At 44.5% G+C, this 21215-nt stretch carries 19 protein-coding genes; all 19 read left to right on the top strand.

Annotated elements, in window-relative coordinates:
• Positions 1-114: 114 nt before the first annotated feature.
• The 19 genes from metH to ACUC6J_RS13350 all read left to right on the top strand — a co-directional run bounded on the left by metH (position 115) and on the right by ACUC6J_RS13350 (position 20862).
• Positions 115-3555: a methionine synthase gene (gene metH / locus ACUC6J_RS13440; protein ID WP_447248974.1), complete on the top strand. Its 3441-nt coding sequence runs from the start codon at positions 115-117 to the stop codon at positions 3553-3555.
• Positions 3556-3634: 79 nt separating this feature from the next.
• Positions 3635-4567 carry a ribonuclease Z gene (gene rnz / locus ACUC6J_RS13435; RefSeq protein ID WP_016821944.1) on the top strand — a complete coding sequence of 311 codons (933 nt, stop codon included), beginning with the start codon at positions 3635-3637 and terminating at the stop codon, positions 4565-4567.
• A gap of 571 nt (positions 4568-5138) precedes the next feature.
• On the top strand, positions 5139-5879 hold the full coding sequence (locus ACUC6J_RS13430) for an HAD-IIA family hydrolase (protein ID WP_447248973.1): 741 nt from the start codon (positions 5139-5141) through the stop codon (positions 5877-5879).
• Positions 5880-5943: 64 nt separating this feature from the next.
• Positions 5944-6762: an Fpg/Nei family DNA glycosylase gene (locus ACUC6J_RS13425; protein WP_026065468.1), complete on the top strand. Its 819-nt coding sequence runs from the start codon at positions 5944-5946 to the stop codon at positions 6760-6762.
• Complete coding sequence (locus ACUC6J_RS13420; protein WP_029515048.1) at positions 6752-7600, top strand: deoxyribonuclease IV; 849 nt, start codon at positions 6752-6754, stop codon at positions 7598-7600. Before ACUC6J_RS13425 ends, ACUC6J_RS13420 begins: the two co-directional genes overlap by 11 nt.
• Before the next feature lie 75 nt (positions 7601-7675).
• On the top strand, positions 7676-8014 hold the full coding sequence (locus ACUC6J_RS13415) for a cyclic-phosphate processing receiver domain-containing protein (RefSeq protein WP_016821941.1): 339 nt from the start codon (positions 7676-7678) through the stop codon (positions 8012-8014).
• Complete coding sequence (locus ACUC6J_RS13410; RefSeq protein ID WP_447248972.1) at positions 8011-8325, top strand: thioredoxin family protein; 315 nt, start codon at positions 8011-8013, stop codon at positions 8323-8325. Before ACUC6J_RS13415 ends, ACUC6J_RS13410 begins: the two co-directional genes overlap by 4 nt.
• On the top strand, positions 8322-9095 hold the full coding sequence (locus ACUC6J_RS13405; RefSeq protein ID WP_017427705.1) for an ABC transporter ATP-binding protein: 774 nt from the start codon (positions 8322-8324) through the stop codon (positions 9093-9095). The genes ACUC6J_RS13410 and ACUC6J_RS13405 overlap by 4 nt, the downstream gene beginning before the upstream one ends.
• Before the next feature lie 22 nt (positions 9096-9117).
• On the top strand, positions 9118-10176 hold the full coding sequence (locus ACUC6J_RS13400; protein WP_016821938.1) for an SAM-dependent methyltransferase: 1059 nt from the start codon (positions 9118-9120) through the stop codon (positions 10174-10176).
• Between the two features lie 178 nt (positions 10177-10354).
• The gene (locus tag ACUC6J_RS13395; RefSeq protein ID WP_019687422.1) at positions 10355-11848 is read left to right on the top strand and encodes a serine/threonine protein kinase; all 1494 of its coding nucleotides are present in this window, start codon (positions 10355-10357) and stop codon (positions 11846-11848) included.
• Positions 11849-11888: 40 nt separating this feature from the next.
• Entirely contained in the window at positions 11889-12866 is a 978-nt protein-coding gene (locus ACUC6J_RS13390; protein ID WP_447248971.1) for an SAF domain-containing protein, read from the top strand.
• A gap of 22 nt (positions 12867-12888) precedes the next feature.
• On the top strand, positions 12889-13602 hold the full coding sequence (locus tag ACUC6J_RS13385) for a hypothetical protein (RefSeq protein ID WP_016821935.1): 714 nt from the start codon (positions 12889-12891) through the stop codon (positions 13600-13602).
• The gene (locus ACUC6J_RS13380) at positions 13599-14456 is read left to right on the top strand and encodes a hypothetical protein (protein WP_017427708.1); all 858 of its coding nucleotides are present in this window, start codon (positions 13599-13601) and stop codon (positions 14454-14456) included. The genes ACUC6J_RS13385 and ACUC6J_RS13380 overlap by 4 nt, the downstream gene beginning before the upstream one ends.
• Entirely contained in the window at positions 14456-16291 is a 1836-nt protein-coding gene (locus tag ACUC6J_RS13375) for an ATPase, T2SS/T4P/T4SS family (RefSeq protein ID WP_025365031.1), read from the top strand. Before ACUC6J_RS13380 ends, ACUC6J_RS13375 begins: the two co-directional genes overlap by 1 nt.
• Positions 16281-18365, top strand: a complete 2085-nt coding sequence (locus tag ACUC6J_RS13370; RefSeq protein WP_447248970.1) for a hypothetical protein — start codon at positions 16281-16283, stop codon at positions 18363-18365. The genes ACUC6J_RS13375 and ACUC6J_RS13370 overlap by 11 nt, the downstream gene beginning before the upstream one ends.
• A 49-nt stretch (positions 18366-18414) precedes the next feature.
• The gene (locus ACUC6J_RS13365) at positions 18415-18894 is read left to right on the top strand and encodes a hypothetical protein (protein WP_016821930.1); all 480 of its coding nucleotides are present in this window, start codon (positions 18415-18417) and stop codon (positions 18892-18894) included.
• Between the two features lie 40 nt (positions 18895-18934).
• Positions 18935-19330: a hypothetical protein gene (locus tag ACUC6J_RS13360; RefSeq protein ID WP_016821929.1), complete on the top strand. Its 396-nt coding sequence runs from the start codon at positions 18935-18937 to the stop codon at positions 19328-19330.
• Position 19331: 1 nt separating this feature from the next.
• Positions 19332-19886 carry a hypothetical protein gene (locus tag ACUC6J_RS13355; RefSeq protein ID WP_045244605.1) on the top strand — a complete coding sequence of 185 codons (555 nt, stop codon included), beginning with the start codon at positions 19332-19334 and terminating at the stop codon, positions 19884-19886.
• Entirely contained in the window at positions 19873-20862 is a 990-nt protein-coding gene (locus tag ACUC6J_RS13350) for a hypothetical protein (RefSeq protein ID WP_025365029.1), read from the top strand. Before ACUC6J_RS13355 ends, ACUC6J_RS13350 begins: the two co-directional genes overlap by 14 nt.
• The last annotated feature ends 353 nt before the right edge of the window (positions 20863-21215 follow it).

The following is a 21215-nucleotide window of genomic DNA, read 5'->3' as shown; positions in this document are numbered from 1 at the left end:
AGTCGTTTGTAAAGAAGAATAGCCTGCATAAAACGTATGTTTTTACTTCAATCTATCTAAATGATACGGTTTCTGCTAAACTAGGATTTAACGTTTTGCGGGGGTGAAGAAATTTTGGATAAAGTTAGCTTGCAGGATGCGTTACAACGAAGAATACTCCTTCTTGATGGGGCTATGGGCACTATGATTCAGCAGGAAGACCTTTCTGCCGCTGATTTTGGTGGGGAAGAGTTAGAAGGCTGCAACGAGATGTTGGTCTTAACAAGACCGGATGTCATTCAAGGGATTCATGAAGCATACTTGGAGGCCGGAGCAGACCTGATTGAAACGAATACATTTGGAGCGACATCCGTCGTTTTGGCGGATTACGATATACCAGAACGTGCCCGTGAAATTAATCTGGTGGCGGCCAAACTGGCGCGTAACGCGGTGAATAAGTACAGCACTGCGGACAAGCCTCGTTTTGTTGTAGGAGCTATGGGTCCAACTACAAAAACCTTGTCTGTCACAGGCGGTGTTACATTTGTAGAGCTGATTGAAAGCTATCAGGAGCAGGCTTTGGCGCTTATTGAAGGTGGGGTAGATGTTCTTCTGTTGGAGACCTCACAGGATACGCTTAACGTTAAGGCAGGTAGCATTGGAATTCGTCAGGCTTTTGAGCAGACAGGGATTGAGCTTCCATTAATGATTTCTGGCACGATTGAGCCGATGGGAACAACGTTGGCCGGACAAAACATCGAATCCTTCTGCATATCACTCGAACATTTACATCCAATCTCGATTGGACTGAATTGTGCTACAGGTCCAGAGTTTATGCGTGATCATATTCGTTCTTTGTCTGAAATGTCCTCTGCAGCTATTAGCTGTTATCCAAATGCGGGCTTGCCCGATGAAAATGGTCAATACCATGAATCGCCGGATTCATTAGCTCGTAAAATGGCTGCTTTCGCTGAAAAAGGCTGGTTGAATATTGCGGGAGGCTGTTGCGGTACTACTCCAGAGCATATAAGAGTAATGAGTGAAAGTATGGCGCAGTTTGAGCCACGTCAGCTCGTAGGTCATCATCCTCCTGCCGTATCAGGCATTGAGCCTGTGTATATTGAACAGGATAATCGTCCGTATATGGTTGGTGAGCGAACAAACGTTCTGGGTTCCCGGAAATTCAAGCGTTTGATCGTGGAAGGCAAATATGAAGAGGCGTCTGAAATTGCGCGCGCTCAGGTAAAAAGCGGAGCACATGTCATTGATATTTGTGTGCAAGATCCGGACCGTGATGAAATGATAGATATGGAAGCGTTCTTGAAACTGGTTGTAAACAAGGTGAAAGTACCATTGGTGATTGATACCACGGATATTAAAGTTATTGATAAAGCACTTCAATATTCGCAAGGTAAGGCAATTATTAACTCCATTAATTTGGAGGATGGTGAAGAGAAATTTGAGAAAATGGCTCCTATTATTCATAAATACGGCGCTGCTGTTGTTGTCGGAACGATTGATGAACGTGGACAGGCAATTGCGCGTGAGGATAAGCTCGAGGTAGCTAAGCGTTCTTATGATCTGTTGGTGAACCGTTACGGTCTGGCAGCGGAGGATATCATTTTTGATACGCTCGTATTCCCAGTAGGAACAGGGGATGAGCAATATATCGGTTCGGCTAAGGAAACGATTGAGGGCATACGTATCATTAAAGAAGCGCTTCCTGGGGTTCATACTATATTGGGCATTAGTAACGTATCCTTTGGCTTACCGGAAGCGGGTCGTGAAGTGCTCAATTCTGTCTATTTGTACGAATGCACCAAAGCGGGACTGGATTATGCAATTGTAAATACGGAGAAGCTTGAACGCTATGCATCGATCCCCGAGCATGAACGGAAATTGGCGGAAGACCTGATCTATAAAACAAATGACGATACGTTATCTGCATTTGTAGCAGCTTTCCGTAACAAGAAAGTGGAGAAAAAAGAGAAGATATCAAACCTTTCGCTCGAAGAACGGCTGGCTTCCTATGTAGTGGAGGGAAGTAAGGAGGGACTGATCCCGGATCTGGAGCAAGCGCTCGCTAAATATTCTTCTCTGGAGATTATTAACGGACCGCTAATGAAAGGGATGGAAGAAGTAGGACGTTTGTTTAACAACAACGAACTGATTGTTGCGGAGGTTCTACAAAGCGCTGAAGTAATGAAAGCATCCGTGGCTTATTTAGAGCCGTTCATGGAGAAGAATGAGTCCTCAGTAAAAGGTAAAATTTTGTTGGCTACGGTTAAAGGTGATGTGCATGATATAGGTAAGAATTTGGTGGAGATTATTCTATCCAACAATGGTTACCATATTGTAAATCTGGGTATAAAAGTACCACCAGAACGCATCATTGAGGCTTATCGTGAAGAAAAGGCTGACATGATCGGCCTGTCCGGTTTGCTTGTTAAATCGGCACAACAAATGGTGCTAACCGCGCAGGATTTGAAAAATGCGAACATTGATATTCCAATAATGGTTGGTGGAGCTGCCTTAACGCGTAAGTTTACTAAAAATCGTATTCGTCCTGAGTATGATGGGCTGGTAGCCTATGCGAAAGATGCTATGGATGGACTGGATATTGCCAATAAGCTTATGGACCCTGAGTCCCGTAAAAAAATGGCCGAGGACATGAAGGCTGAGCAGGAGGCGGAAGCGGCAACGGTCGTGGAGGTCAAGCCGCTCCCTAAGCTAACTCGGGCTGTACGTTCTAACATTGCTCAGGATTTGCCCGTCTATATCCCGCCGGATACGGATCGCCATGTACTGCGTAACTACCCACTGAATTATATTCTGCCTTATGTGAATATGCAGATGCTAATGGGGCATCATCTTGGCTTAAAAGGCAATGTTGAGCAACTGCTAGCTTCGGGGGATCCGAAAGCGATTCAGTTGAAGGAAACCGTAGACAGCATCATGTTTGAAGCTGTTACAGACGGAATTATTCAGGCGAGTGCTATGTATCGGTTCTTCCCAGCTCAGTCCCAAGGAAACCAAATTCTAATCTATGATCCATCGGATGTAAGCAAGGTACTGCACACATTTACGTTTCCACGTCAGCAGGTAGAGCCTTATCTATGTCTGGCTGATTTTTTGAAATCAGTGGAATCAGGGGTTATGGACTATGTAGGTTTTATGGTTGTTACCGCTGGTCATGGCATTCAGAAGCTATCTACCCAATGGAAAGACAACGGAGATTATCTGCGCTCACATGCACTTCAAGCGGTAGCGCTCGAAGTGGCAGAAGGGTTAGCAGAACGGCTTCACCATATTATCAGGGATAGCTGGGGTTTCCCGGACCCTGCCGATATGACGATGAAACAGCGGCACGGCGCCAGATATCAAGGTATACGGGTATCCTTTGGCTATCCGGCATGTCCGGATCTGGAGGATCAGGGACCGTTGTTCCAATTGTTAAAACCTGAGGACATTGGCGTTGAGCTAACGGAAGGGTTTATGATGGAACCGGAGGCTTCAGTATCAGCCATGGTGTTCAGCCACCCTCAGGCGCAGTATTTTAACGTCGAAAAGGTTTAACACCTTTATCAGATGGGATAGCAAAAACCCTCCGAGCTTCGGAGGTTTTTTGCTGGTCAGCAGGAAGAAGGTAAATGTCATGGAATTATATTTTCTCGGTACAAATGCAGGGGTACCTACAATTCAGCGAAATGTAACGTCCATTGCTCTTCGTTTACTGGAGGAACGAAGAAGCATGTGGTTGTTTGACTGCGGTGAAGGCACTCAACAGGAAGTGTTGCGTTCGCCGCTCAAGCTGAGCAGACTTGAAAAAATATTTATCACTCATTTGCATGGGGATCATCTTTTTGGTCTGCCGGGTCTTTTGTCGAGCAGGGCATATCAGGGAGGTACGGCACCTCTGACGGTATATGGACCGCCTGGTCTTCAGCAATATATTGAGCTATCTTTAGGGATCAGCCAATCTCGTATCAATTACCCACTACATATTGTGGAGCATACGGGCGGGGTTCTGTTCGATGACGGTCAATTTCGGGTGGAATCAGCTTTATTGGATCATCGGATCGACAGTTATGGCTACCGAATTGTAGAGATGGATAAGCCCGGTAAGCTTAACCAAGAACTGTTGGAGCGATACGGGATCAAGCCTGGCCCAGTGTACGGTAAATTAAAGCGTGGAGAAAGTGTGGAAGTAGAGGGTGGAGTTATTCTGCATCCTCAGGATGTATTGGGTTCACCTAAAAAAGGGCGGATCGTCACTATTTTAGGTGACACGAGACCTTGTCCGAATACAGTAGTGCTGGCACGAGATGCAACTGTCGTCGTTCATGAAGCCACATTTCTGCATGATCTGGCGGATACGGCGTACGAGTATCATCATAGTACGGCGCTTCAGGCAGCGGAAGCTGCCAAAGCCGCAGGCGCAGGGCAGTTAATTATGACGCATTTTAGTTCTAGGTATAAAGATCAAGAGCAGCTTCAGCCTTTGCTGGAGGAAGCGCGAAGCCTATTCCCCAATTCATTGCTTGCGGAGCAGCATGTGTTGTTACCGGTACCTGATATCGGCCAATAAATGATTGGAGAGAAGATATGTGCATAGGTGCCGGGGCTTGCTCCGGTGCTTTTCTTTTTCCCTAGAAATTATTTTCCGGGAAAGCGCAGGATGCGACAAGAGGTGAGACGGGCATTAGTATGGGATGAACGAAATTGTTCTACCACATATGGAGGCATGTCATATTGGAGCTTCTATATATCGAATTTAAAGGATTTAGTTGCTTGAGTACGCCCAGGAAATACAGGGAATTTCCTTTGAAGACGTAGCATCTTCGATGAGATTCGACGAAGAAATGATCTTATGCTATGTGGAAGCGACGGCTTTTAGCGAGGGATGACGCTATTTTGGATGGTTTACCAGCAATACATGGACTTCATAAGCATTTTTGACTTAAGATAGATGAGAGGAATGGAAATGACCGATTATTTAATGCCCTAAGTCATTCAGGTGGTTAAATAAAAAGGAGAATACCATTCATGGGGTGAATTATTATTTTCAATGTTATGATGTATGAAATGAAGCGGGGGAGGGGATTGCGATAAAATCGTTACTAATTGATCTGGATGGAACACTTTATCATGGAAATCGGATGATCAAGGGTGCGGATCTGTTCATTTCGCGATTGCGTTCAGAGCATATACCTTATGCATATGTCACCAACAATGCTTCACGCACACCCGAATCGGTGGCCGAGCATTTGATTGGTATGGGAATTGAAGCAGCTAGTCATGAAGTATATACTTCAGCGTTAGCAGCTGCACAATATGTTGCACAGCAAAGCCCTGGAGCTCATGTATATTGTATTGGTGAAACGGGATTACGCGAGGCACTCACAGGGGCTGGCTTGCAGCTTGTTCAGAATCATCCTGATTATGTGGTACAGGGGATAGATCGTCAATTTACATATGAAACGCTGGCAGCTGCCATGCGTTGGATTCGTGAGGGAGCTACATTTATTTTGACAAATCCGGATCTACAATTGCCTTCGCATGACGGGCTTACACCAGGTGCAGGTACCATTGGAGCTGCCATTGAAGCTGCTTCACAGGTCAAACCGGTCGTCATCGGCAAGCCTTCAAGCATGCTAATGAATTATGCACTAAATCGCTTGAACATTAGAGCGGATGAAGCTCTGGTTGTGGGCGATAATATGCTTACAGATATTGCGGCAGGTGCAGCAGCAGGTTGTAAAACAGCTCTGATTCTGACGGGTGTGACGACTCGCGCTAATATGGATGAACATATTCGTGCCGTTGGAGTAAAACCTGACCTGATGTTTGAAAGTTTGGACGAACTGCAGGAATGGATGCAAAAAGAGCTGAAATCATAAAAGGATATGACTTAGAAATATATGAGAATTCAAAGCTATGAGCTACGAAAGGAAAGATGTTGATATGCCGGAACTTCCTGAAATGGAAAACTACAGAATCTTATTATCAAAACAAATTTTGGACATTCCAATTACTGGAGTGGCGGTTAGCCGTGAAAAGTCCATTAATACTGAAGTGGAAACCTTTAAGAAGCAATTGCTAGGTGCGACCGTTGTATATTTAGAGCGTCGGGGCAAGCATTTGATTTTTCATTTAAATACGGGTAAACGGCTTGTGCTTCATCTCATGTTGGGAGGATTGTTGTATCTGGGAACGGAGGAGCAACGTCCAGACCGTACGGTTCAGATCGAATTGGATTTTAGCGGAGCGAAGCTTTATTTTATCGGACTGCGCTTAGGTTATCTGCACTTGCTGACGGCTAAAGAAACAGATGAAGCTTTGTCAGACCTGGGACCTGATCCGTTAGACCGTCGTATGACATTGGAAAATTTTACAGCACGTCTAAAAGGACGACGGGGAATTTTGAAAACAACACTGGTAAACCAGCAGGTTTTTTCGGGGATTGGCAATTGCTATTCAGACGAAATTGCATATATCGCCGGATTTACACCGGGTTCCAAGGTGCAAAACATTGTACAGTCTCCAGAAAAAGTGGAAAAGCTATATCATGCTACTCAATCCGTACTTCGTGAAGCTACTGCGGAGGGCGGTTATATGGAAATGCCTCTAATGGAGGGAGACACGCTCACAGGTGGCTTTGATCATCAGTGTCGAGTATATGACCGTGAAGGAGAAGAATCTCCAAGCGGTGGGAAAATTGTAAGAGTCGAGCTGGCGGGGAAAAAAGCATTTTATTGCCCGGTGCAGCAGCATGATGCCTAAATTGCTTATCGGCTCTCACGTGAGTACGCGGGGTGGCTTTTCCAAAGCTGCTATACGTGCACGAGAGCAGGGAGGACGTTCATTTCAATATTTTCCGAAAAATCCTCGTAGTCTCAAGCTGAAGGAATGGAACTCCATAGATGCTGCTGCTTGTAAAGATTACTGTTCAGAGCACCAGCTTCAATCTATTGCTCATTCGCCCTATCCCGTTAATCCAGCTCATGGTCGCGAACGCGGTCAGGAACTTTATGAGCTGATGGTTGCTTCATTACGCAACGATTTGGATATTGCTGAAGCCTGTGGATCGAAGGGGATAGTTGTTCATTTTGGGCATATGCATTCGTCTGACCCGCTGGAGGGCTATCATAATATTATTAATTGTCTGAATGATGTGCTCGAAGGCTGGCAGGGAAATGCTAAAATATTAATTGAAAATCAAGCTGGGGATCACGGTCCCATGGGAACCACGCTCGAGGAAATGGTCCAAATTCGCCAATTGTGTCGAGATCCTGGCAGCATCGGATTTTGCCTGGATACTTGTCATGCGTATGCAGCAGGATTGTGGAACGGTGGAGTGGACGAGGCTTTGTTTGAAAAAGGGGACCGTCTCGGTTATTGGTCAGCGCTGTACGGAGTTCATTTGAATGATTCCAAACACCCGTACGGCTCTAAAAAAGACAGACATGCGCGCGTAGGGCAAGGTTACATTGGTATTGAAGGCATGCGCTGGATAACAGAACAAGAAGCTGTAAGAGGTATTCCCGTCGTTTTGGAGAGTGAGGCGGGACCTGATGGGACACATCAGGAGGACATTCGAATGATTCAAAGCTGGGAGTAAATTATTTTAAATAAATAATAGTTATCTTAGAGGCTTATGTAAGCTTACTTTTTTGGGAAGAAGGAGGAGAAGTTGGTGTATTTGTTTATGGACGATTATCGACCTTGTCCTCCAGGTTTTAAGCTGGCAAGGGACGCGGATGAGTGTCTGCTTCTGCTTCATGAATACCCAATTTCGATACTATCGTTAGATTATGATTTGGGCCCGGGTCAACCGACGGGAAAGGATGTAGCTGCTGCTATTGCAAGTAAACAGTTATATCCGCGTGAAATTTACTTGCATTCCTCCAGTCCGCAGGGGCGGCGAGCCATGTATGAACTGCTTTATGCGAATAAGCCGGAGGGAGTCACTGTGCATAACGGGCCGATTCCTGAGGTGCGTATGCAAGAGATCATAAACGAGTCTAAGCGATGAAAGAGATCGGACAAAAAGAAGCACGCCGTGCCATATGGGAGGGATGCAAGCTGGCTTTGTTTGTATACACTCCCATGTGCGGAACATGCGCGGCTGCCCGTAGAATGTTAGAGGTAGCAGAGCATTTGCTCCCCGAAGGAGCAGTGGTGCAGAGCAACGTTAACTATATTCCTGAACTGGTTCAGGAGTATCGGATTTCCAGTGTCCCCGCGCTTCTTATATATAATGGTGAAAACAAAAATCCTGAAATCATCTACAAAATGGAATCTGTAGAACACTTGCTGAGCAGGATAAGGAGCGTGATGGAATGATATCCATGAAGAACATTACATTACAGCGGGAAGAAAGACGTATCTTGGACGATGTAAGCCTAGAAATACGAGAAGGTGAACATTGGGCTATTCTGGGTCGAAATGGTTCCGGCAAAACAACATTGTTGGAAATGATGACAGGGTATATGTTTCCAAGTCGTGGTACGATTGAGGTGCTTGGGCAAACGTATGGTCAATGTGATGTGCGGGAAGTTCGCAAGCAGATCGGATACATTAGCCAGACATTACTGGAAAAGCTGGCGCTAAAAGATCCCGTTTGGGAAGTGGTAGCTACAGGTGCGTATGCTTTTTTGCGTTTTTATCAGGAGATTCCGACGGAGGCAAAAGAAAAAGCCGTATCTCTTTTGGAGGGTATGAATTTAGGCGATCTGATTCATCACCCGTTAGGTACCTTATCTCAAGGAGAACGTAAAAAGGTAATGCTGGCCCGCTCGCTGATGGCTGAACCTCGCCTACTGATAATGGACGAGCCTTGTGCCGGATTGGATTTATTTGAACGGGAAAAGATGTTGGTCGAGATTGATCGGCTTCGCAAGCGAGACTTATCAGTGGTCTATGTAACTCATCACATTGAGGAGATTGTCCCTCTCTTTACGCATGTTGCGTTGATTCGGGATGGCAAGGTCGCAGCTGCTGGATTGAAAAAAGAAGTTTTAACGAAAGAATTGATTATGCACACTTATGAAGTTCCAGTTGAGCTGGAATGGGATGGAGAACGTCCCTGGATTCGGGTGTGCGCTGGAGGGTAACGTTATTTTGGAGGAACTATACGTGAATACAGATGAACAGAGTGAGTCCACTTTGTCGACATCGAGATTTGTTTGTACGGCCAACCATGGTTTTGCACCCTATGCTCAGGAGGAGCTTAGAAGATTATTTGGCTCTGTGAAAAGCACGATGCTTCTACCTGGTGAAATTTTTCTAGCAACATTACCTGCGCAAGAAATTGAGGCAGTGAAGACGATTACAGGTCAGCCACCGATGTTTCTGCGTCACTTGTTTCCTGTTCATTTTCAGGAGGAAGGTACGGATCTGGTTCAAGTGCAAGAGCGTCTGGTTGCATTTATCCGTAACCGCAGGGAATTGATAGATCAACGTGTTTCTTTGCAAGTACGCAAAGGATCTAATAGCAGTTGGGCTGAAAGCGCAGGTGCGCTCAAGCTGGCTTTGAGTGAACAATTAAGTGATCTACCTATGGAATTGGTAGTGCATGGCGCCGATGTTATTGTATCCGTTTTTGCAGATACAGATACGTGGTACGCAGGCGTATCACATCCTCAGGACAACCTATCAGATTGGAGCGGAGGTGCAGTTCGTTTTCAGAAGGAAGACGGACAGATCTCGCGTGCCAAATTCAAGCTACTGGAAGCAGAAGCAACGTTCGGCATTGATTTTAGCGCTTTCCATCAGGGACTGGATATTGGGGCAGCACCGGGTGGATGGACTTCCTTCTTGCTGGAGCGTGGATTGAAAGTTACAGCGGTTGATCCGGCCAAGATGGAGCCATCGCTGATGAAGTACGCCAATCTGACATTTTTGCGTAAAAATGCAAGTGAAGTCAAATTTAAAGAGAATTCGTTCGATCTGCTGGTTTGTGATATGAGTTGGAGTCCAAAACAGATGGCAAGGCTCGTTACTGATTTACTGTATAGTTTGCGGAGTGGTGGTACGGCTATCGTAACAGTCAAGCTAATGCATAAAAAGCCCTTGGCGCTTATTCATGATGTGATTGCTTCCTTTGAAGAGTCCGGCATGCAGATTCAGCGAGCCAAACAGCTTTTCCATAACCGAGATGAGATTACCCTGTATATGATCAAGTATGGAAAATAATTCTTTACAATAGATGCAGTGTGCTATATAATAAATCCAAATTGTTCCTTTAAAAAATATTTGTATTAAATCAAGGGAAAGCATCCCGCGAAAATTGTTTTCATGTCATTATGAAGACTTCATTTTGCGGTGGCTTTCCCTTTTTTGTGTTGTCTGCTTGTAGAAGGGAGGTAAGAGAATGATGAATCAACCATCACAATTAGAGTTCGGGTCAATTGTCGGTGAACGTTACCGAATTATTCGTACGTTAGGTTCGGGAGGCATGAGCCGCGTGTTCATGGCCGAAGATTTAAAGCTGCCGGGCAAGCATTGGGCAGTGAAGGAGTCGATTGCCGACCCAAAAATAATGAAGATTGTACGGACGGAAGCCGAAATGTTGATTTCGCTAAGCCATCCACGTTTACCGAGGATTGTTGATTTTTTTGAATATCCTCCATCTGGTGCGGTATATCTGGTTATGGACTACATCGAAGGAATTACACTGGAAGCATACATGAGGGGATACCAAGGCTGTATTCCACAGGAGCAAATCATTCCATTCGCTCTGCAGGTACTGGATGTACTTGATTATTTGCATACCCGCCAATTGCCAGTCATTTATCGGGACCTCAAGCCGGCGAATATTATGCTGACACCGGAAATGGAATTTAAGCTAATCGATTTTGGGATAGCGAGGAGCTATAAGTCCGAGCTGGATCAGGATACGATAAAGCTGGGCACAGTGGGCTTTGCTGCCCCAGAGCAATATGGAACAGGACAGACGGATGCTCGCTCGGACCTGTACAGTCTAGGGGCGTTACTATTGTATCTATGTACAGGTGGTAAATATAGCGAGTGGACAGCAGGAGTTGAAGGGTATATTCGCGGGGAATTGCCTCGACATTTGATTCCAATAATTCGAAAGCTGCTGCGGCATCATCCTGAGGAACGATTTCAGTCTGCTGAGGAGGTCATTGGAGAACTGAGGCGCAGTGCTAATTTTCAGTCTGCTCAACCAGGGAAATCTGTTAGTAATGCTTCGTCGGATTATGCTGGAACAAGGGTAGTGGCAGTGTTGGGTGTGTCTTCCGGCTCCGGTGCTACACACACAGCAATTGCAGTGAGCCACTACTTGGCTCGAAAGACCCACTCCGTAGCCTTGGTTGAGCTGCATAGTACAGCTAAGGCATTTGCCCGACTGCAAGAAGTCGTGGAAGGCATACCTGTTGGACAAGCAAGTTCAAGTCGGCGTTTTGAAGTCGATGGAGTTCATTATTGGCGGCAAACATCTCGTGCAGATGTCATTTCCTTGCTGGGCGGATCCTACAGATTTATCGTACTGGACTTGGGGAATGGGCAGGACAATGAACGACTGGAAGAATTTTTGAGAGCCGATTATCCGCTAGTTGTCGGCTCAGGGGCCGAATGGAGAGTTCAGGATATAACGGGTCTAGCCCGATCTCTTCAGCGTCATCCGCAACACAAATGGAATTACTGCTTGCCATTGGCACCCTCGGGGGCTGTCCGCAGGTTACGAAAGGAGCTAGATCACGATAAAGTATTTGCGCTGCCGTTCCATTCAGATCCTTTCGAACGGGATGATGAAATGGATCAGGTATTGGACGAGCTTTTTCGTGGAGTCATTACAGACACTCGGAAAAGACGTTTCAGATTCCTTAAACAACAGCACTAAATAGGCAGGTATATATCTAAAGAGGTAGGGGAGAAGCTGTGTGTCCAAGCTAAGAAAAAGCAGCAAACAAAAACTATATGCAGGTTGTGTTGGCGCGGGTATTGTAGGCATGATCTTTGTGGGCTACCTTATGGTGAATATCCATCAAATGAGTGAGATCAGGAAGCAGGCAAAGGTGGAGGCAGAGCAGAAATGGAAACTGTATGAACAAGAGCAACGGACTGCGAAAACAGGCTGGGCGGTTGTTCGTGACATTTCACCAGGCGAGCAGATTACATCTAATGATTTGAAGGGAATTAAGGTTCCTGGTTCTCAAGCCCCGTCTAATTTGTTGACAAATAAAAGTGAAGTTTCTCGCACTACAGCTAAGATAGAACTAAAAAAAGGAGCTGTGCTTACATCAGCTATGATTACTGCTGATGAACCCACACCTAAGGATCTACGCAACCGTGAGTTAAAAGTGGTGGTACTGCCCAGCAGCCTGAAGCCAGGGGACGAGGTAGATATTCGCATTCAATTTCCAACAGGTCAGGATTACATTCTATTATCCAAAAAGAAGATTTCTCGGCTAGAAGGCCCAACCGTATGGGTTACTATGAATGAGCAGGAAATACTATCCCTTTCGAGTGCTATTGTAGATGCCTATCTGCATAAAGCATCCATCTATGCTCTGACATATGTAGATCCCCAATTTCAGCCCAAGGCCATACAGACCTATCCGCCTAATGCACAGGTGTTAGCGTTAATGAATAGTGATCCGAATTTAGTCCATGTTGCTGAACAAAAACTGTCCAAGCAGCTACGAAATTCTCTAGAAAATGCAATTAATTCATCAAACAATGTGATTTCAACACCTGTGGAAAAAGGTCTAAGTGAGGAGGTTGCAGCTCAGCATGCAGGCACAACTATTGAAGATGCAGTAAGTGGAATTGATGATACAGGGAGTGAGGAACAGGACCACGAAGAACAAACGAAGATTCTAACGCAGGGTGGTAGCTCTGATCCGTATGCCAAATAAATGAGAGAAAAGGAACGGAAGTATGAAAACATGGATATTTGCCGGTCTTTGTGACAAAAGCGATACTTTATTATACATCAGCAGCGTATTGGCAGCTTCAGGCCAACAGGTACTGCTTGTGGACGCTACACTGCGGGGACAATATCGGTACAGCATAGGAATGCTCGATAAACCACTACCCATTACACAGTTTTGTGGATTCGATGTGGCGATTGGATTTACAGCATGGGAAGATCTGCATATCGGTATGCTGGCTGATCAAAAGGCAGAACAGACTTATGACATTGTTATTTTGGATGTAGAGCTACCTGATTTTTGTCCAATTTCTGTTTGGAAAATTTCGGAACTCCGGGTTTGGGTCAGTGATTATAGCCACATGCTAATGCACAGCGGACAGAATTGGCTTGAGCATTTGTTTGGCCAACCTGGATTTCCCAAAGATCTTGTATTTCACAAGCTATTTATACAGGCAGTGGATTGCGGTGTGGAGGAGGCGTATTTGTGGGAATACATGAATCGCTTTCCTGCCTTATGGCAACCAGAGCCGTATGTACTGCCATGGGATGAAGGACAGCTTGCTCTAAAGCTAGAAAATGAGCATAAAAAACAGCTTCTGTTAAAACCTCTATCCAGAATATATAAGAGAGAATTGTGCCGTTGTATTGGAGAATGGATGAGTTGGGAGATAAAAGAAAGTCGTCGTGCGCTAAAGCGTGCGGAAAGGAGGAGAGCATGAGCACCATTTTGTTTTGGAGCCCCACTAAGGGAGCGAGTGGAAGTAGCTCATTAGCGGCAGCAATAGCAATTACCATAGGTAATTTATATAGAGGAAGACTTTTGTTGACTCATTTGGGCCGTAGGCATACCGGTATTGAATCAGGATTTCCTATACAGGAGTATGGCATGGACGATCCAAGTCTACAGATTCAGGAAGGGGGCTGGGATGCTGTTTCACGTTTAGTTCTGAGAGGGACGCTGTCTAGAGAAAATATTCGTAACTATACGACACCTGTACTAGAACACACTCTGGATGTACTTGAGGGAACCTCTGGTTTTGGAGCTGCACCGCCGCTACTTTCCCCTGATCTTGTAAAAGTGGTAATTGATACAGCAAATCAATATTATGATTTAACGCTGATTGATGCAGGGAGTGGAGTAGGCTGGGGGGCTGTACAGCATGAAGCATGTGCACAAGCCAAACTGGCCGTTCTTTCGCTCACTCAGAATATGCGTGAGTTGGACGCTTATTTTGAATCTGTGTCTCCATTATCCACATATTCGTCATTACCCATATTAGTTGTCCTTGGAAAATATGATGTGCATTCACAAGCGAATGAAGCGAATATCCGCAGGAGATATGGCTACAAGGGTACTTTGCTTACAGTCCCTTACAGCACCGACTTTATGGATGCATGGAACCGCAGGGATGTGATTGGTCATGTGCAACGCGAGGTGCGAAGTGGAAAAGAGCAGCAACGTAAGCCTTTTATGTCTGTAGGATGGGCGCAGAGCATACGGCAGATTAGCAAAGCTATTCTGGAGGCGGCAGAGTCCGATCTTCGGCTCAAGGCTTTGGAGAGGGGCGCTTAATGCTGTCCGCTCATATGATCAACGGATTAATTATTACCTGCATTGTGCTACTGTGCATCGTACTGATTATTTTTAAATATCGAGGAAATCTTCACTCGCAACATTCAGCTCTTCGGGTAGAACCAAAGAGCGAAGATGCCACATTCGAAACATTGATAGAGTATATCAAAAATGCGCTTCATGAACTAAGTCATAGCCAGATGGCGGATGCCGGATTACATGAAGAGGAATATAGGCGGCGTATCCATCAAAGGGCAGAACTACGAAGGGCGTTAAAGGACTGTGCCAATGGCAGCAGTGGAGATAAACGTTTTGTTAAAAATCTGATGAGTGAGCTTCTGATTAACGGTTACGGATTGAACGAGAAAATCGCCGATACTGTTATGCCATTCTCTAGACCTGAGTTGTTTAGCACACAAGATCAATTCGAAATTATTTTTTACCAATATCAGCAGAAATTTGGCGCGGATGCACTATCACGTTTGCTGGATACTTATGACTTAGCCGAAATGAGGTATTCACAGCAAGGTGAAGAGGATGGAAGCTATTTCGTAACGACAGAGGATATCCGCTATATCTATGACTGTGAATACCGTCCCCTTTCCTTTATGGAGAAAGTGGATATTATTGTGCAGCGGATTTATCAACATTACAAAGGTTTTTCTGTCATTGATGATATTCGTGACCAGAGGATCGATGGTGTAAGTGGGGGTGTAAGTGGTGTGCCGGAAGGGAGTATTTCTTCATCACCACAGTGGCCTTCAGATAGGTATGCATTTGAACAAACCTCTGCGCCCATAACGAATGGATATGAGAGTGTATGGATTTTCTACAAAGGTAAAACTATCCACCTTTCATTCCTCTCCTTTGGATCGGAACGTGAGCTTAAAAGGGTATGTCAAAATATTTACAAATACAATTACCCAGGACAGCTTTCTGAAGCGAATGGTTATAAGGTCAATGAGATGAAGGATGGATCACGGGTAGTAGTAGTGCGCCCGCCTTTCTCTGAATCATGGGCTTTCTTTGTTCGTAAATTTGATATTCAAAGCGCTTCGCTCGAACAGTTAATTAGGGGACAAAACGCTGATGTTCCAATCCAGCTACTATCATATCTAATGAAAGGCAGTCGGATTACTGCAATTACAGGTGCGCAGGGTTCAGGTAAGACAACATTGTTAATGGCGATGGTCAAGCATATTTACGCTTCGTATACGCTTCGCGTTCAGGAAATGGCCTTTGAACTGCATCTACGCAGCATTTACAGTCGCCGTAATATTCTTACTTTTCGAGAAACAGATCACATTTCAGGGCAACAAGGTCTTGACTTGCAGAAAAAAACAGATGGAACCGTCAATATTCTAGGCGAAGTAGCGAGTGATGAAGTAGCTGCTTGGATGATTCAAATGTCGCAGGTTGCTAGTTTGTTTACTATTTTTACTCACCATGCTAAAACATTTCGTGATCTTGTATTTTCACTTCGTAATTCACTGCTCAAAACAGGAGTATTTCAGCATGAAGGTATTGCTGAAGAACAGGTAGTGCATGTCATTAACTTTGATGTTCATCTCAAGCGTGATGCGCAAGGGCGGCGTTATATCGAACGGATCACAGAATGTGTACCGCGTAATCCAGAGCATACGAATATAGGTCCCAATGCTTCATCGAGTTATAGCTATCGCCATGTTATGGAATATCGAAATGGAAGCTATATACCAATGGAGCCCTTAACAGCTAAAAGTGTAGAAGAAATGTGTGAGCAGATGAATGCAAACGATGCGGCAGATTTCCGCAGTTTTTTGACCCGTTATTGGGAGGAAGACTATGAGTCTTAAAGAAATTTTATTGTGGGTTTTGCTTATATCAGGTGGGGGATTTGCAGTTCTATATACAGTTTTGTATGGGTTGCATAAGTATAAGAGCTATGCAGTTTTCAGAGGTAGAATTCATTCTGTACAGGAAGCACGAAAGGGAAAAGCGGTACTTCAACGGGAACTTCAAACTTTAATGCATAAATTGTATACGCTGTGTATGAGGGTCCCTATCACAGCTGGATACATCACAAGTGTACGTAAGCGACTAGCTGGTCAGCATGCATACGATGAGTATAAGCTTCGTCTGCAGACCATGAAGATGATACTGTTCATTTGGGGGGCTTTTGCTTGCAGCGGCGTTGTGCTGTTGATGATGAAACCAGGAATAGAGTTTGCTGTATTGGCCGTTTTATGCGGAGTGGTAATCAACAGCCTTATTATAGACGTGACCACTAGCCAAATGGAAAAAAGGCTACTTGGGCAAATGATCGAATTGTTCGCCAATGTACGTCATCACTATCATCAGCACGGTATGGTGGAAGAAGCCATATCCGAAGCAGCCGATTTAGCAGAGGCAGAGGCTGGAAGACATGCACGGCTCATCCATGAGGCGCTGACAGATGCAGATCCCCACGAGGCCCTCGAAAGATATTATGAATCAGCTCCAAATCGGTTTTTAAAAGCCTTTGCTGGTATCTCGTATATGGTCATGGAGTTTGGTGATCGGGTTGAGGATGGTGGTTCCATTTATTTAAAGGGGCTAGGCAGTCTTGCACGCGAAATCCAGTTGGAGTTGCTGAGGAGAAATAAACTGGACTACCTGCTAAAAAGTTTAAACGTGATCGCTCTGGCCCCTGTTTTCTTTACTACCCCAATCGAGAGATGGGCGAGATCCAGCTTTCCATCCATGGATGAGTTTTATCAGGGGAAATTGGGTTATATCACAAAATTGACCGTTTACATTGTTATCATCCTATCCTACTTTCTGTTGCAGAAACTGCAACAGTCCGACGAGACAGGATATCGTGCGGGTAAAGGGCAGAGGGTGTGGGAGCAGAGGTTATATCGTATGCCCATCATTCGTAATATGGTGGATTCTCTAATTCCTCGGCAGCATATGTCATCTTATTTCCAGATAACCCGACTCTTAAAGGAAAGTGGTGCGGAGGTAAAGCTCGAGTGGCTCTACATACGCAGAATTGCTCTTTTTATCTTAGGATTAGTGCTTAGTATTAGTACTATATTTGTTTTACATGGAGCTGAAAAAACGCATATCCTTCACGCGCCAGTACAATCGGGGCAAATGTTTGGACGTTTAAGTCCGACAGAGGAAAAGGAAGCTTTGAAGCAGAGTGAGATTGACCGCAAAATCATGCAAATGTTGAACATGAAAGCGGACAGCACATACGAGCGAACGTACGCTGCTTTAGAACATTATGCTAATGGCACAGCTACTCCAGAGCAGCTATCCAGGAATACTCATCGAATCCTCCAAAAGCTGAAAGATTGGAATGAAGAATATATAAAGTGGTGGGAAGTACTGATTAGTATGATTGCTGGGTATGTAGCCTACCAAATGCCCATACTTTTATTATATTTGCAACGGAAAATGCGTCATTTGGACATGAAGCATGAGGTCTATCAGTTTCAAACGGTTATTTCCATTTTACGGGTTATGGAACGAATGTCTGTCGAGGAAATATTGGAGTGGCTGAATAGATTTTCAGTAATCTTCAAAAGACCTCTGCAAAAATGTCTGCTTCATTATGAACATGGGCCAGAGGCAGCTCTCGATTTGTTGAAAGAAGAAGCACCTTTGCCGGAATTTCAACGTCTGGTGGACAAGCTCCATTTATCTTTGGGTAAAATTACCATTAGAGAGGCATTTGATGATTTGGAATCCCATATGTCCTACTATTTTGAACAAAGAAAACAGGAGTATGAAAAAATAATAGACAGCAAGGCGATCTGGGGGAGGATGATTGGTTTTGCCCCAATGTATGGTCTTATCTTTTTATATTTGGTAATTCCACTGATTGGAATGAGCTTTGTTCAAATGGATAGCTATTATGAGCAAATACAAAAAATTCAGTAAGTAAGTTCAATAATGCTTAACCAATATTACAAGTTGAGGAGAGAAAAAGATGAATAATGCATCAACGGCATTAAAGGTAGCCGCTGGGATTTTTTTGACCATCGCACTAATCACAATTGTAGTTATACTGTTTATCTCAGCTCAGGAAGCCACTAAAACGGCACAAAACAATTTCGCCGATATCCAGACCGAATTGTCTCAAGCCTCTTTTACGGTATACGACGGCACAACGATTAGCGGCTCCCAGGTAACCAATGCGCTGCGGAAGTTTCAGGGAAAGGACCAGTTCGGTATTCAAATTAAAACTGGCAAAAACATGTCAGGACAGTGGTACGGAAATGCTCTGAACATTAGTCCAGACAGTGAGCAGTATGGCGCTGTGAATGGCGGCAGTGATAAGACAGGAAAAATCGCGAATACACTGAATGAAAAGGAGAATGAATATGTAAATCCAAGTGGTAAATTCAAGGCTGAAATCGTTAAAGACAAATCTAACGTGGTACGTGGGTTGTTGTTTACCCAGTCTTAAGTAGTACAGCAAGAATAATAGTTATAAGGGAGTCGTGAGTATGTCTGATCACGCTTCAAGTATGCTGCGGCTTGGTGTGTCAGTTATTCTATTTGTAACCGCATGTGCAGCAGCAGCAAACTTGTCCAGTCAACTGGATAGCGCACTGGAATTAAGGTCGCAGCAGGAGGAGCAATCTGAGGGACGGATCTCCCGTACTATAGGGGTGGAGACACCGCAACGGATTAAAGGGACTCAAGTCATTCAGACCATTCGCTTGAACTTGCAGGAGGGGATTTCGGTTCAAGTTGACGGTTCAGAGTACGATGTATATTCTGAACCGTTTGAGCCTGATGTATCTACCTTGGATGCTTCCTCTATATATGCCATGTACTCACAGCGTAATGGGAATGGAGACATAACATCTGTACGTTTTGAGAAATTGGGGGAGGACTGAAGTGGTTCAAACAATATCTAAGCTGTTGGGAGCACTGCTAGCTGTATTACTTTTGTACATCGTACCCGCAGCTCAAGCTGCTGAACGGCAGGATGATATATCCGGGTTAAATACATATCATTCGACTGTACATTTTGTTGATATGGTAAGAACCAAAGGTTACATTACACCGACGATGTATAACGATTTTATACGTGATCTGGAGCTGACAGGCAATACGTACGAAGTTGATTTGGAGCATATGCACAAAAAATATGTACCGAATTATGCAGATGCGGCGAAGCCAGACAGTTTTCTGGGTAATTATGAAGTTGTATACGATAGTTACTATAACCCGCAAATCTTACCTGTACTGTTTCCTGATCATTCGCAGCCCAAGTCGGAACAGATACGTCGGTATACCTTGATGGCCGGTGATTATTTTACAGTACGATTATATAATACGAATCGGACTCCTGCGGATTTATACAAATCATGGCTTCTGGGTGGAATAGATAACGATAAGCCGGCAGTTTCAGCTTCTTACGGGGGCATGGTTTTGAATGAAGATTACTGATTTTGCAGTTATATTTATCCTACTCTTTTTGCCCTTTGGTGTGGTTAGTGATTTACGAGTGCAGAATCAGCGTGAAGTACAGCAGCTAGAAATGAAATATACGTCTGCTCTCCGTACCGCAGTTCAGGATGCAGGTGTTGTGCTCTCACAGAATGAACGTCAGGAACGCGAGGCCGGATATGGATCAGATAAGTTTTTTCGTGTAGATAAAGAAGAAGCGCTGGCCACATTCTTGCACACTTTCTTCCTTAATATGGACATTGATGGGGATACAGCAGCACAACGTGCGTTATTGAATTACATACCAGCTATTGTGATACTGGATTATGATGGTTATTATACGTTCGCTTCATCATCCTATAAAGATGCGTATGGACAAGCGGTTATAGGCCCCAAGTGGAGCGAAAAAAAGCCTTATGCCTATGTTGATTCCGCAGGCAATAGTGTGGGATTCACCCTGGATAATTATCTACATGCCTATGATGCGCAGAATCACAGATGGGTGGAGGGGGTTCAAAAAGAGCTTGAGGGTCAGACCCCCATTTCGTTACTGAACAATTCATTAACCTTTGAGCAAATACGCCGTTCCACCATTGTTCGCACCATTCAGGAAGATCTGGCTCGACTGATTAATGTCCATAACGAAAAAGCAGCACGGAATGGCATTTCCTATACGTTCACCCTACCACTCATTTCACAAGAGGAGTGGTATAACACAATAGATGATGTGGGTATGATCGCGTTTATCCAAGGCATTCCAGTTGGAGACAGATATTACAATAATTATGGGTTTGGTGGTGGAAGAGTCGTCCGAAAGCAATCTATTATTGGTGGCATAGAACCGGGTACTGGAATGAAATATTTTTATAGAGATTCATATCCAGCCCCTTTTCAAACGACTGAGCGTTTTACGGATGAAAAATCTGCGGCAGCTGCTGGTTATTTTGAGTACCAATATCATAACAGCTTAAAATAATCACCCTCCGGGGTGGGTTTCGTATTATTAGGTCAACCAAAAGGTTGGCCTGTTTTAATAGGAGGTTAATATGACGTTAGCCGGGAAGAACTTTGTTTTGAAATGGGCAGAGAAATAGACGAATCTCCAAGCCAAGCCGATAGCACCATAGAAGCAGTGCCAGCCTAGTCTTTTGCCTTTATGGTCACTGCTTTTTTAAAGAGTGAGTCAAATAAATGGAATTTAATACTCGACTTACCGGGGGAGTTCCGAAGAAGATGACACCAATTGGGAGTATATGGTATTAAATGTAACTTTAAGTAATAACGTCTTTTGAAGTGAAGGACGAAAACGCTTGTGAATATTTTTGTCTT

The sequence above is a fragment of the Paenibacillus sp. JJ1683 genome, assembly GCF_053006485.1.
The sequence above is the reverse complement of the archived record's forward strand: the minus strand, read 5'-3'. Positions and strand labels throughout refer to the sequence as shown.